13 protein-coding genes are annotated in these 12,750 nt (G+C 67.6%); 7 read left to right on the forward strand and 6 right to left on the reverse strand.

The features are described 5' to 3' along the window. Nucleotides 1-73: 73 nt before the first annotated feature. Genes ACVPT3_RS01865 through ACVPT3_RS01875 form a run of 3 tightly spaced genes read right to left on the reverse strand, consistent with a single transcriptional unit; the run spans nucleotide 74 to nucleotide 3,308 of the window. Complete coding sequence (locus ACVPT3_RS01865; RefSeq protein WP_492042524.1) at nucleotides 74-1,060, reverse strand: ABC transporter substrate-binding protein; 987 nt, start codon at nucleotides 1,058-1,060, stop codon at nucleotides 74-76. Next, nucleotides 1,057-2,334 carry an MFS transporter gene (locus ACVPT3_RS01870; protein ID WP_492042525.1) on the reverse strand — a complete coding sequence of 426 codons (1,278 nt, stop codon included), beginning with the start codon at nucleotides 2,332-2,334 and terminating at the stop codon, nucleotides 1,057-1,059. The genes ACVPT3_RS01865 and ACVPT3_RS01870 overlap by 4 nt, the downstream gene beginning before the upstream one ends. 20 nt (nucleotides 2,335-2,354) lie before the next feature. Then, nucleotides 2,355-3,308 (reverse strand): PDR/VanB family oxidoreductase, encoded by a 954-nt coding sequence (locus ACVPT3_RS01875; RefSeq protein WP_492042526.1) that lies wholly within the window; start codon nucleotides 3,306-3,308, stop codon nucleotides 2,355-2,357. A gap of 256 nt (nucleotides 3,309-3,564) precedes the next feature. Here ACVPT3_RS01875 and ACVPT3_RS01880 point away from each other — a divergent pair, with 256 nt between their 5' ends. The 7 genes from ACVPT3_RS01880 to ACVPT3_RS01910 are packed head-to-tail and all read left to right on the forward strand — an operon-like array spanning nucleotide 3,565 to nucleotide 8,751. Then, on the forward strand, nucleotides 3,565-3,804 hold the full coding sequence (locus tag ACVPT3_RS01880; RefSeq protein ID WP_492042527.1) for a recombinase-like helix-turn-helix domain-containing protein: 240 nt from the start codon (nucleotides 3,565-3,567) through the stop codon (nucleotides 3,802-3,804). Continuing rightward, complete coding sequence (locus tag ACVPT3_RS01885) at nucleotides 3,801-4,844, forward strand: Rieske 2Fe-2S domain-containing protein (RefSeq protein WP_492042528.1); 1,044 nt, start codon at nucleotides 3,801-3,803, stop codon at nucleotides 4,842-4,844. The genes ACVPT3_RS01880 and ACVPT3_RS01885 overlap by 4 nt, the downstream gene beginning before the upstream one ends. Next, entirely contained in the window at nucleotides 4,844-5,620 is a 777-nt protein-coding gene (locus tag ACVPT3_RS01890; protein WP_492042529.1) for an IclR family transcriptional regulator, read from the forward strand. The genes ACVPT3_RS01885 and ACVPT3_RS01890 overlap by 1 nt, the downstream gene beginning before the upstream one ends. Then, on the forward strand, nucleotides 5,611-6,534 hold the full coding sequence (locus ACVPT3_RS01895) for a VOC family protein (RefSeq protein WP_492042530.1): 924 nt from the start codon (nucleotides 5,611-5,613) through the stop codon (nucleotides 6,532-6,534). The genes ACVPT3_RS01890 and ACVPT3_RS01895 overlap by 10 nt, the downstream gene beginning before the upstream one ends. Before the next feature lie 27 nt (nucleotides 6,535-6,561). Next, nucleotides 6,562-7,110: a cupin domain-containing protein gene (locus ACVPT3_RS01900; RefSeq protein ID WP_492042531.1), complete on the forward strand. Its 549-nt coding sequence runs from the start codon at nucleotides 6,562-6,564 to the stop codon at nucleotides 7,108-7,110. A 4-nt stretch (nucleotides 7,111-7,114) separates the two neighbouring features. After that, a complete protein-coding gene (locus tag ACVPT3_RS01905) occupies nucleotides 7,115-7,969 on the forward strand; it encodes an alpha/beta fold hydrolase (protein ID WP_492042532.1) in 855 nt (284 codons plus the stop codon). Further along, nucleotides 7,960-8,751 (forward strand): SDR family oxidoreductase, encoded by a 792-nt coding sequence (locus ACVPT3_RS01910; RefSeq protein WP_492042533.1) that lies wholly within the window; start codon nucleotides 7,960-7,962, stop codon nucleotides 8,749-8,751. Before ACVPT3_RS01905 ends, ACVPT3_RS01910 begins: the two co-directional genes overlap by 10 nt. Before the next feature lie 40 nt (nucleotides 8,752-8,791). Here the strand turns inward: ACVPT3_RS01910 and ACVPT3_RS01915 are convergent, their stop codons facing one another. The 3 genes from ACVPT3_RS01915 to ACVPT3_RS01925 are packed head-to-tail and all read right to left on the reverse strand — an operon-like array spanning nucleotide 8,792 to nucleotide 12,746. After that, entirely contained in the window at nucleotides 8,792-10,252 is a 1,461-nt protein-coding gene (locus tag ACVPT3_RS01915) for an aldehyde dehydrogenase family protein (RefSeq protein ID WP_492042534.1), read from the reverse strand. Nucleotides 10,253-10,260: 8 nt separating this feature from the next. After that, nucleotides 10,261-11,046 (reverse strand): aspartate dehydrogenase, encoded by a 786-nt coding sequence (locus ACVPT3_RS01920; RefSeq protein ID WP_492042535.1) that lies wholly within the window; start codon nucleotides 11,044-11,046, stop codon nucleotides 10,261-10,263. Next, nucleotides 11,043-12,746: a thiamine pyrophosphate-binding protein gene (locus ACVPT3_RS01925; protein WP_492042536.1), complete on the reverse strand. Its 1,704-nt coding sequence runs from the start codon at nucleotides 12,744-12,746 to the stop codon at nucleotides 11,043-11,045. The genes ACVPT3_RS01920 and ACVPT3_RS01925 overlap by 4 nt, the downstream gene beginning before the upstream one ends. Nucleotides 12,747-12,750 lie beyond the last annotated feature (4 nt).

Consider the following 12,750-nt stretch of genomic DNA (forward strand, 5'->3'; position numbering starts at 1 on the left):
CCAGTTGCGATCGTCTTTGCAGGTGTATCTGTCGGCGCTTCTCAAGCTCCATTTTACCGGGCTGCCGGACCACCTAGCCGATCAGATCGCGCTGGTAATATTCCATGGCGGGGCGGCGCGACGAAATCAGTCCGCGCTGGACATAAACATCGGCGATATTATCAAGCTTGGCCTCTTGAAAATGTCCCAGGCGAACGGCGCTGCCGTAGACGTGTCTGCCGAAGAGCGTGAAGATTCGCGCAGTTTCGGCCATCGTGAGGTCGGACGCCGGAACAGTGATCCGGTGCTGAGCTGCGGCGTCATCGGGCCGATCAAGGATCAGGCGAATGGCGCGCAGGGTGGCGGCGTTGAAGGCGCGTATCTGGTCTGGACGGGAGCCAATGGCGTGTTCCGAAGCCAGGACCGCCTGGGCCATGGCTCCAGGGAAGACGGCGTCGAGGGGCAGGTAATCAAGCGCCGTCCCCGAACGCTCGGCGCGAACACCCCAATCGACGGTGCCGACGACGCCGTCGAACTCGCCGGCGCCCAGGGCGGTCCAGAGCGCCTCCGGCGCCGCCGCGCGAACGGCGACGGCCTCGGCTGCAATTCCGCTGGATTTTATGAGATGCTCCAGGCCATAGTAGGAGACATCGGCGAAAGAAGGCACGCCGAAGGTGCGTCCGCTCAAATCTGTCAGCGAAACAGCGGCGTCCCGACGGGTCATTACGGTAAGGAAGGAGCGCCGCCCCAGCAAGGCCACGCCCTTTATCGGAAGCCCCTGGTCCCGCAGCACAACCGCCGTGTCGCCGCTGGCCCCGCCCAGATCGCCTTCGCCGCGCGCAAGAGCCTTGCCGACCTCCAGGCCGCCGGCGCGTCGTTCGAAAGCGACGTCCAGGCCGGCGTTGCGGTAGAAGCCCAGGCTTTCGGCGAGCGCGAACGGCGCAAGGGCGACAGCCTCCTTGGGGGCGGGCAGTAGATAGACCAAGGGGGCGGGTTTTTCGGCCGAAGGGGCGAATCCCGACAGGCCTGCCCAAATTCCGGCCGCCAGGGCCCCGCGCCGCGTGAGCGAGGCGGAGCTCATCCGACGGCTCCCGCGTGGATGGCGTCCGTCGTGTCCGTCGCCGCCGGCGTTCGACGCGGCAGGGCGGCGAGCAGCAGACACGCCGCCGCCATGGTTCCTGCCGCGGCGAACATTGGGACGACATAGTTGCCGGCGGCGTCGCGGCCGAAGCCGAAGAGGGCGGGACCGATGGAGGCGCCGACCAGGAAAACAGCCAGTAGGTAGCCGTAAACGGCGCCGAAGGCCCGGCGGCCGAAATAATAGACGATGAACAGGGCGATGATGTCACTTTCGGCCCCGAAGCCGAGACCGATGGTGACGGCGATCAGGAGAAGGATCGGCAGCGAAGCCTCAAGCCCGAACGCGCCCGCGATCACGAAGCCGATCGCGGAGATCGCGAAGAAGGAGAGGGCCACACGCGGCACGAAGAATCTGTCCGCCAAGGCGCCGACCAGGACCCGACCCACGATGGTCGACACTCCATAGGCGGAGGCGACGAGGGCGGCGGAACCGACGTCGAAGCCTCGATCCATGGCGAAGAGGGACATATGCGGCACCACGCCCGTCAGCGCCGTGGAGCCGAGAAGAATGGCCCCCGCCATGAGCCAGAACTCGCGGGTCGCACGCGCCTGTTGGACTGTCAGGCCAGGGCCGGCGGTCGCGACCCCGGGCATATCCCTCGGATTGGGGCGGGCCAGGATCAGGTTGGCGAGAAAGGACACGGCGACGATGGATAGGCCCAGGGCGGTCATGGCGGCGCGCCAGTCCAGGCTTCCAAGCAATTGCGACACCAGAATGGGCACGATGCTGTAGCCCAGGCCCAGGCCGGCCGCGACGACGCCGATCGCGAAACCCCGCCGTCGATCGAACCATCCGGCGACCAGCTTGGCGTAGCTGATGCTCTGGGCGCCGACGGTCAGGGCGCCCCAGACGAAGGCGGCGGCGTAGAAGGCCGGGAGGGTCGAGACGACGCCGGCGATGACCAGAAAGCCTGCGACCAACGCGAGGATCGAAGGCAGAAGGACGCGACGCACCCCGAACTGGTCCAGCAGCCATCCGACCGCCGGCGACGCGACGACGCCCGCGACGTTGAAGAAGGTCAGACTCAGCATGATCTCGCCGCGTCCCCAGCCATAGGCCTCGATCAGATGCGGCGCGAACAGGCCCAGCGATCCGAAGATGACCGGGCCCGGACTGAAGGCCATGCCGAGCACGGCTGCAAAGAGCACCCACCAGGCTTGGCGGGGCGTCGGGGCCCCTGGCAGGGCGGGTGACGGGGCGGGCGTCGCGGTCATGGGTTCGTCCTGGAGATGGGTCAGAGGTCGAGGATCAGCTTCGGGGTCTTCGACCGCGAACAGCAGATGGCCATTTCCTCGCCGGCCGCGTGCTCCTCCTCGCTGAGAAACATGTCGCGGTGGTCGGCTACGCCTTCGAGAATGGGGGTGATGCAGGTGCCGCAGACCCCCTGTTCGCACGAGAGCGGGACGTCGACGCCGCCGGCTTTGAGGGCCTGGGCGATGGTGTTGCCAGGGCGCACCTCTACGATCACGCCGCTGCGCCGCGCCTCGACCTGGAAGACGTCGCCCGCTACGTCCACGGCGGCGCCGAAATGTTCAAGGTGGATGTTCGTGTCGGACCAGCCGAGCGATTTCGCTGCAGCCAGCACGCCGTCGATGAAGCCGCTCGGCCCACAGATGTAGAGGTGCGTTCCATGCTGCGCCGGACCGAGCGCCGCTTCGAACGGCAGGCGCGACGGCGCGTCGTCAAGGTGGAGGGAGACACGGTCCGCAAAAGCCTCGGCGGACAGGTCCTCGGCGAAGGCTGCGCGGGCGCGGCTGCGGGCGTAGTAGTGAAGGCTGAACTGCGCTCCGGCCCGGTTCAGCCCGTGCGCCATGGCGTAGAGGGGGGTCAGGCCGATCCCGCCGGCCATGAGCACGGACCGTTCCGCCGGGGCGTGCAGCGCGAAATTGTTGCGCGGCCGTCCGATCCGGATGGTCGCGCCCTCATGGAAGCGCTCGTGGATCCCCGAGGATCCGCCTCGCGACGCGGGGTCTCGAAGGACCCCCAGGACATATCTGTGCGTCTCGGTCGGATCATTCAGCAGCGAGTAGTGGCGAATGCACCCGGGGGCGACCTCGACCTCGACATGGGCGCCGGCCTCGAACCGAGGCAGATCGCCGGAGGCGGCGTGGATCTCCAGGGAGATGATGTCGTCGGCGACGCGCCTGCGCGCGCCGATCACCACTTCGAGCCAGTCGTCCTGAGCCACGTCAGCATGTTCCAGATTTAGATCGTTGTCTCATATGCGAACAATATTTCCGCGCCTGTCAATCCGTGTTCCGATCTTCCGTCAGAGATTTCTGCACTTGACGGCCTGATCCTGGCGATCGAATATCTCAAAACTGAGACGGTGTTTCGTATATAAACCATTAGGTTGACGTATGGCCCTTGAATTGAACCCTTTCCTCACGCCGGCGGCCGCCGGATCAAAGGGGGGCGGCTTGTTCACAGAAGCGCCCTCTGCCGTGGAGAACATCATTTTCCAGACCCGCGGCGCGTCGCTCACGGCGTTCGAGGATCGTCTGGCTGATCAACTGATGTCCGCGTTCAGTCAGGGTGCGGTCGAACTGGCCGAGGTGGTCGAGACAATGAACCGCGAGGGGGGGCTGGACGATCAGGGGCGGGCCTGGACGGCCGACAGCCTCGAAGCGGTCCTGAAGACACTGGGCGGGCAACTGTTCGGAGTTACGGAAGTGCAGGCATGAACCCGGCGGCCCCGAACCCCATCGACGCCCGTCTGAATGCGGGCATCCGCGACCTCTGGTATCCCGTGTCGCCCAGCTGGATGGTGCGCGAGGCGCCGGTGGGCCTGACGCGCCTGGGCGAGCGTATCGTCCTTTGGCGCGACGAGGCCGGCCGGGTGCAGGCCATCGAGGATCGCTGTCCGCACCGCGGAGCGCGTCTGTCCATGGGCTGGAACGTCGGCGCGCGCGTCGCCTGCTGGTATCATGGCGTCGAGGTCGATGGCGAAGGCTGCATGGCCAAGGTTCCGGCGATCGAGAATTCGCCGACGGAAGGGCGCAAGCTCAATCGTCGATACGAGGTGATTGAACGGGCGGGAACCCTTTTCCTGTGGTTCGCCGGCGAGACCGGGGCGCCGCCCGCGCCGCTTGATCTGCCGGAAGAGCTCAACGGCGGGGACTGGGAGGCCATCCTCTGCACGGCGCAGTGGAACTGCAACTATCGGTACGCCGCAGAGAACGTGATGGACCCGATGCACGGGGCCTATCTTCACGCCGTGTCCCATTCCATGGCTGAGGGCGACAAGACCGCGACCATGCAGGCGCGCAACACCGCGTCAGGCTTCATCTTCGAAAAGACCAGTCAGAGCGGCGTCAATTTCGACTGGACGGAGTTCGGCGCGACCGGCGCCTATTGGCAACGGCTGTCGATCCCGTATCGCCAGTCCGCCGGCCCCGGCGGATCCTTCTTCATCGTCGGCATGGTGACGCCCGTCGATGAAACCCGTTGCCGGGTCTTTTTCTGGCGCTGCCGCAAAGTGCAGGGCTGGCGGCGGGACGCCTGGAAATTTCTCTATCGCGCCCGTCTGGAGAGCCTGCACTGGGACGTGCTCGAACAGGACCGGCTGATCCTGGAAGGCATGGCGGACGACGCGCGCGACCATGAATCTCTCTACGCCCATGACGCTGGACTGGTGCGCTTGCGCCGGATCATGCGGGCGGAGGCCAAGCGGCAGGTCGAAGCCGCTGCGGCGGAACCGGACCGGACGGCCGCGAGCGTCTGATGTCGGTTCCCGCGCTCAACCGAGGCATATCGATCCTGAAATTGTTCCGGCGCGGACGCCGGGCCCTGTCGGCGCCGGAGATCGCGAACGAATTGGCCATACCGCGATCCACCGTCCACAGACTGCTGGTCGAACTGGCCGCCCTTGGCCTGGTGCGGCGGGAGGACGAGGGCCGGTTCGCGCTCGACGCCGGGGTGCTGACCCTGGGATATGAATATCTCGCCGGCGCCGACCTGGCGCCTCTGGCGGAGCCCCTGCTGGAGCGGTTGAGGGACGAGACCAATTGGTCGGCTCACCTGGGCGTGCGTCAGGGGCGAGACGTCATCTATCTCAGCCGCTGTCCAAGCCGGGCGGCCTTGCAGCGCAACGTCGGGGTGGGCAGCGTCCTTCCGGCGCGACAGACCCTCATGGGGCGGATTCTGCTGTCGGATCTCGAACCCACGGAACTGCGCGCGCTCTACGCCGACGACGAGGATCGGCTGTCCGAAGCGCAGATCCACGACCTGCAGCACCTGATCGAGGACGATCTGAAGCGAGGCTTCGTCGCGGACACCGGCTATTTCGAGGCGGGCGTCCAGGCGGTGGCGGCCCCCGTCCGCGATGGTTCGTTGAAGATCGTGGCCGCGATCAACGCCGCCGCGCCGATCGGCCAGTCGGACGTCGGCGTCGCCAAAGCCGTATGCGCCGCGGCGGAGACCCTGTCTCGGATGCTGGGCGCTCCGGAGAATATTCACCAGACGGCGCCGATCGCGCCAGGAGAAGCAGTATGGCGATGACCGGCGTCGAGGCCGTGACCTTCGGGGTCGAGGACATGGATGCGGCCGAACGTTTCCTGATCGATTGGGGACTGGAGCCTGAAAAGTCGGCCCAGGGCGAGGCGCTTCTGTTCCGGACGCGGGATGGATCCGAGGTGCGGGTGCGGGCGATCGACGATCCCGCCCTGCCGCCAGCCATGCAGACGGGGCCGACCCTTCGCGAGGTCACCTGGGGCGTGGACGGGGTTGCGGTCGTCGAGGCCCTGGCCGCGCGTCTGGGCGAGGCGGGTCGGCGGGACTCCGACGGCGGGCTTCGGACCGTCGATCCCAACGGACTGACCCACGCCTTCCGTCCGACGCGGCGGATCGCGGTGGTGGCGGACCCGCAGGACGTGAACGGGCCGGGGCTGCCGCGTCGGCAGGACCAGAGGTCAAAGGTCTATGATCGCGCAAGGCCGATCTCGATCGGCCATGTGGTGCTTTTCGTCGACAATCTCGAGTCGAGCCTGGCATTCTTTGTGGACACGCTCGGCTTCAAGGTCAGCGACAGCTATCCGGGCCATGCGGCCTTCCTGCGCGCCCGCACGCCCGGCCCCCACCATGACGCCTTCGTACTGCAGCGGCCTGGCGCCCCCGGCCTCAATCACGTCGCCTTCACGGTCTCGAACATCAATGAGGTCTTCGGCGGCGGCCTGGCCATGAGCCGGGCCGGATGGGGGACGGACATCGGGCCGGGGCGCCATCCGATATCGTCCGCCTATTTCTGGTACCTCAAGAGCCCCTTCGGCGGTGCGCTTGAATACTACGCCGACGACGACTGGTGCACCGAACACTGGACGCCAAACGAGTTCGAGCGTCGCCCCGAACTGTTCGCCGAATGGGCGATCGCCGGCGGCATCGACGGCGTGACGCGCCGCCAGGCCCGCTCCGCCTGAATCTGATCCCATGAAGGACCCGACCCCATGACCACTGCAGAAACGGCGCCGCTCAAGAACCGGGTCGTCCCCGAGGGCAAGAGCCTGGCCGAATGGATTGAAGCGCGCACGGCCCGGTACGAGACGCGCAAGCTCGATTGGAACGCCCTGAAGTTCCAGGCCGACTTCGATCCGAAATATCGGAGGGCCCAGATGCGCTATGTCGGCACCGGCGCGACCGGCGTCGCCTCGGACGACGGCGCCGTACAGGCCGAACATTTCACCTTCTCGACCATGGTCCTGCCGGCCGGTTGCGAGGGGCCGCTGCACCTTCACGACGATGTCGAGGAGGTCTTCTTCATCCTCAAGGGATCGAAGGTGAAGCTGATGTTCGAGATCGACGGCGAATATCACGAGACCTATGTGCGCGAGCGCGACCTGGTGTCGGTGCCGGCGGGCGTCAATCGCGGCCTGGTCAACGAGGGGCTGGAAGAGGCCCTGATGATCGTCTGCCTCGGGACCAGCGTGCCGGAGACGCCGACCTATCCGGACTATCATCCGCTGTCCAAGGTCAAACGTCCGAGACCCGGCGCGTGAGCCGATGAGCGCCCCCTATCTCGTGCCGCCGTTGCAGACGGCGACGACCGCGGGGCGTCGCATGGCGTGGCGTGAGCTCGGACCTGAACACGGTCTGACGCCCCTCGTCCTGATGCACGGGATCGGGTCCAGCTCTCGCGCCTGGGGCGGTCAGTTCGCCGCCTTCGGAGGGGAGCGTCGGGTGATCGCCTGGAACGCGCCGGGCTACGCCGGCAGCGATCCGCTGGCTCAGCCGGCCCCCGGTCCTGCGGATTACGCGCAGGTCCTGCTCGGGTTGGTCGATCATCTCGGGCTGGACAGGATCGTTCTGGTGGGACAGTCGCTGGGTGCAATCATGGCGGCGGCGGCGGCCCTGGCGGCTCCGACCCGCGTCGAGTCTCTGGTCCTTGTCAGTCCGGCCGGCGGCTACGCGACTCCGTTCGGTCAGCCGCTTCCCGCCAGCGTTCAATCCCGTCTCGACGATCTGGCCGACCTTGGCCCCGCCGGACTGGCCGCCGCGCGATCCCATCGGCTGTTGACCGACAGGGCCGGCCCTCTTGCGCGGGACATCGTCCGGCAGGCCATGGCCGAGATCAGGCCCGACGGCTATGTTCAGGCGTCTCGGATGCTGGCGGGAGCGGACCTGCCGGCCATGATGCCTGACGTCAGGGCGCCGACCACCGTCATCTGGGCCGCCGAGGACGTCATCACCCCGCCGGCGGGGTGCCGCCGCGTCGCCGACAGTCTTCCGGGAGCGACGGCGGTGGAGCTTCCGCGGGGCGGTCATGCGGTGGCGACGGAATATCCCGGCATGTTCAACGCCGCTCTCCGCGCCGTCCTTGAGGCGGTCAAACCCGCCATGGAGTCGACATGGATCTGAAGCTTCGTGACCGCATCGCGGTCGTCACCGGCGGATCGTCGGGAATCGGTCTGGCCACGGTCCGGACCCTCCTTGAGGAAGGCGCGCATGTCCTGGCCTGCGCGCGCAACGAATCCGGGCTTGAGAAGGCGCGCGCCGAGCTGGCCGAGGGGGGCCTGACGGACCGGCTGGTCACCCAGGCCTGCGATGTGCTGGACACGGCAGGGATCGAGCGTCTGGCGACGACGGCGCGCGACCGGTTCGGCCGCGTCGATATTCTGGTCAACAATGCTGGGCAGGCGCGGCTCAGCACCTTCGCCACGACGACGGACGAAGACTGGGAGGCCGAGCTCAAGCTCAAATTCTTCAGCGTGGTCCGTCCCATCCGCGCTTTTCTGCCGCTGCTGCGCGACAGCGACGCGGCCTCGGTGGTGATCGTCAATTCGCTGCTCGCGCGTCAACCGGAGCCGCATATGGTCTGCACCTCGGCCGCCCGGGCAGGGGTGCAGAATCTCGCCAAGTCGCTGAGCGTCGAACTCGCGCCGGACATCCGCGTCAATTCCATCCTGCTGGGCACGGTCAACAGCGGTCAATGGGAACGGCGTTTCGAGGCGCGGGCCCAGCCCGGCGAGACCTTCGACGGCTGGATGGCGGATCTGGCGCGCGAAAAGAAAATTCCCCTGGCCCGCATGGGGCGCCCGGAAGAGCCGGCGGCGGCCATCGTCTTCCTCGCCTCGTCCGCCGCAGCCTATATCACCGGGGCGGCGCTGGAGGTGGCGGGCGGGGTGTCGCGCTTCGCCTGAGGTCGACACCGGCGTTCGACCGCTCTGACCTTGGCCGGTTTCAGCCGGCCCAGGGCAGGGGAGCGGACGCGAGGCCCCAGTAGAGGCTCTTCTGCTGCATATAGGCCCGGATGCCTTCGCGACCCTTTTCGCGGCCCAGGCCGCTTTCCTTGACGCCCCCGAACGGCGTCGAGATGCTGAACTGCTTGTAGGTGTTGATCCACACGGTTCCGGCCTGGATCCGCCGCGCCAGCCGGTAGGCGGCGGCGAAGTCGCGCGTCCAAATTCCGCAGGCCAGGCCGTAGACGCTGTCGTTGGCCATGGCGACCAGCTCGTCTTCGGTCTCGAACGGAAGGACCGCCAGGACGGGGCCGAACACCTCCTCCTGGCAGATGGCGTCCCCATTGCCGACCCGATCCAGGATCGTCGGCAGATAATAGGCGCCGGCGGCGTGTCCGGACGCCAGGTCGGGGCCGCCGCAGAGCAGACGGGCGCCGCCGTCCAACGCCCTGGCGACATGTTCGGCCACCTTGTCGCGATGCGCGAAGGCGACCATCGGCGCGACCTGGGTCGCGGGGTCGTCGCCGCGTCCGACGCGCAGCGCCCGCGTGCGTGCGACCAGGGCCTCGAGGAAGCGCGCGTGGATCGACGCGTGAACGAACAGGCGGGTTCCAGCGATGCAGGACTGTCCCGTGGAACTGAAGACACCGAAAAGAACGCCGGCGACGGCGTGGTCGATGTCCGCATCGGCCAGCACGATGGTCGGCGACTTGCCGCCCAATTCCAGAGACACCGGCATCAATTTTTCGGCGGCCGCGCGCGCGATGGCGCGTCCCGTGACGGTTCCTCCGGTGAAGGCGATCTTTCCGACACCGGGGTGTTTGACGATCGCATCGCCTATGATCCGGCCTGGTCCCGGAAGAACCGACAGAAGGCCCGCAGGCAGACCCGCGACCTCTGCGATGCGCGCGAACCGCAAGGAGACGAGAGAGGTCCATTCGGCGGGTTTGAGAATGACCGCGTTGCCGGCCGCTAGGGCGGGCGCCGCCTTCTGGGCGTCGCTGGCGATCGGGGAGTTCCAGGGCGTGATGGCGCCGACCACCCCTATGGGCTCGTGGACCGACAGGGTCAGATAGGGCCCCCGCGGCGTGGTCAGGCTCTCGTCCAGCGTCTCCAGCGCGGCGGCGGTGTATCGGAAGGTGTTGGCGGCGGACAGAGCCAGGGCGCGGGTCTCGTGGCGGGTCTTGCCCGTGTCGCTGGTCTGCAGCGCGGAGATGGCTTCGGCCTCGGCCTCGATCGCGTCCCCGATCCGGTACAGGATCCGGGCGCGCTCGTGCGGCAGGAGGGCCATCCAGGCCGGATCAGCCGCCGCCCGCGCGCCGGCCTCGACCGCTTCCTCGACGTCGGCGAGGTCAGCCAGTCCGAACTCCGCCACGGTCGAACCATCGGCCGGGTTGATGCTGACGGCGGTTCCTGCGCCGCCTGGACGCCAGCGGCCGCCGATGAAGATGTCCTGGAACATGACGCCTCTCAGATGACGACGGGCGAGGTCATGCCGATCAGCAGGCGCGAGACGCTGCGAGCGGTCAGAGCCGATGTCTTGGGATTCAGTCGCGACGGCTCTCCGGCCATCAGGATGTCGTAGCGCCCGTCTGGGCCCTCGAACGACAGTTCATGAAGGTTGCGGCTGACGGAGGGGTCGGCGATCAGTTCGACCTCGGTGCGGGCGAATCCCAGGCCGGCCAGGGCGATGGTGGCGGCGACATTGGCGTTCTTGGGATAGAGAAGCGCGGCCTCGCGCGCGTTCCCTCGATAGAAGACGGCGGGTTCGCTCAGGGCGTCGAGATCAAGCAGGGTCTCGGCCTGGGTGCCCCGCCAGGCCGAGGGCGGCTTGCGACCGGTATAGCGGACCTGGGTCAGGCCGCCGAGGCGGGCGGCGCTCAACGCATCGATCCCGGCCAGGGCGCCGGGGGCGAGGATGAGTCGGCTGTGGCCCTCGATCGCGGCCGACTTCAAGGAGTCAAAAAGGGCGTCGTCCGCCAGCGAACCGACGGAGACGAGAAGAACGGGCACCCCCGCGCGCAGCAGGGGCGGGCCGAACGCGCTGACTGCATGATGGCCGGCGCACTCCAGAACGACGTGCGGGCGCGCCTGGAGCATCTGCCCCACGTCATGGACGCGGGGCAGGGCGGGATCCATCTCGCCCTGGCTTAGGATGGCGACAAGTTCATAGGAGTCCGGCGCGGCCTGATCCAGGGTCGCGCGCACGTCGCGGGAGATGGCCCCGTCACCGATGACGCCGAGCCTCAGTTTCATTTCGTCAGTCTCGGAGGGCCGGCGAACCGTTGCGGATAATGACCGATTGCGACCATGTCGACTTCGATCACGGCCGCGCCGGGCGTGGCGCGAGCGCGCGACAGGGCCGCGCCGAAGTCGGCCAGGTCCGTCACCTTCTCATGCCGCAGGTTCAAGGCGGCGGCGACGCCGCCGAAGTCCGGGACCAGGATGTTGGAATAGTGTCGACGCCCCCCGTACTCGACGTCCTGGATGTTTCGGATCACGCCGTAACCCGCGTCGTTCATCAGGATCAGGGTCACGCCGGGCTGTTCTTCGGACAGGGTCGCCAGTTCGCCCAGGCACAGGTTCAGGCCGCCGTCGCCGCTCAGGGCGATGGCGCCCTCCGGGCTGGCCAGGGCCGCGCCGATGGCCATCGGAAGACCCTGGCCTATGCCGCCGCCGACGGCGTGTACGCCTGCGCGGGAGTTCCCGACCCGAAGATAGCGGTTGCCCCACATGGAGTTGGAGATGGTGACGTCGCGAACCCATGCGGTCTTCGGACCGATCTCGGCCTGGATCGCGTCCACCATGTCGGCATAGACGCCCAGACCAGCGCGCATGTCCGCGTGCATGACATCGCGGGCGGCGCCGATCTCTCGCCCGAAGGCCGGGTCGACGGAGAGGCCGCCCGCCGCCCGCCGCGCCAGCCCCGCGAGGACCGCCTTGACGTCGCCATGGAGGAACTGGTCGTTCCGGTAGGTGCGGCCATTGGCGGTCGCGTCGCAATCGATGACCGCCAGGGACGCGGGGAGACGCAACTTGTAGATCCAGGTCTCGTTGCCGCGCAGGCGCGATCCGGCGACGATCATCAGGTCGCTCTGATCATAGAGCGACTGAACCTGCGCCGTACAATTGAAGGCGCCCAAGGACATCGGGTGGGTTTCCGGCACGATGGCGCGGCCATTGGTCGTTGTCACGACAGCGACGCCCAGATTAGCCAGGGCTGTCGCTTCGGCCTCCGCGCCGCGTGCGCCGCCGCCGAGCATCAGAACAGGGCGTTTGGCGGCCTTGAGACGGGCGAACAGGGCGTCGATGTCGGCTTCGTCGGTGGCGGTCCTTTGCGGGGCCAGCGTCGGCAGGACGGCCGGCATGGCCATGGGCGCCGCCTGGACGTCGACGGGAATCTCGATGCTGACCGGGCCGGTCGGCGCCGACAGGGCGGCTTCGGCCGCCTGTTTGAGCACCTCGACCACCTGGTCGGGCGAGGTTATGCGGAAGGCCGCTTTCGAGATCGAGTTCAGCATGTCGAGCTGGGCGGGCGCCTCGTGAATATAGGCGCGGTTCTTGTCGAGGTGGGCGAGCTCGACCTGGCCGGTGATATGGAGAACTGGCGATCCCGCCGTCAGGGCTTCGACCATGCCGCCAGCGGCGTTGCCGGCCGCCGTGCCCGTGCTGGTGAAGGCGACGCCCAGATGGCCGGCGACGCGCGCATAGGCGTCCGCCATATTCAGAGCGCCTGCCTCGCCGCGTGCGGGAATGTAGCGAATGACGCCCCTTTCGCCCATTGGGTCCAGGATCGGCATGTTGTGGATGCTGATGACGCCGAAGGCGTGCGTCACACCCCAGTGCTCCAGCAGGGCGACAATCACTTCGCCGCTGGTCGAGTCGATCTGTGGCGCCGGGTCCGGCGCCGGGGCAGGGTGAGCCAAGGCGGGGGCCGAGGCGGCGAAGGCAGTCATGAGG

It is taken from the genome of Brevundimonas sp. FV1ps31S (genome assembly GCF_058681265.1).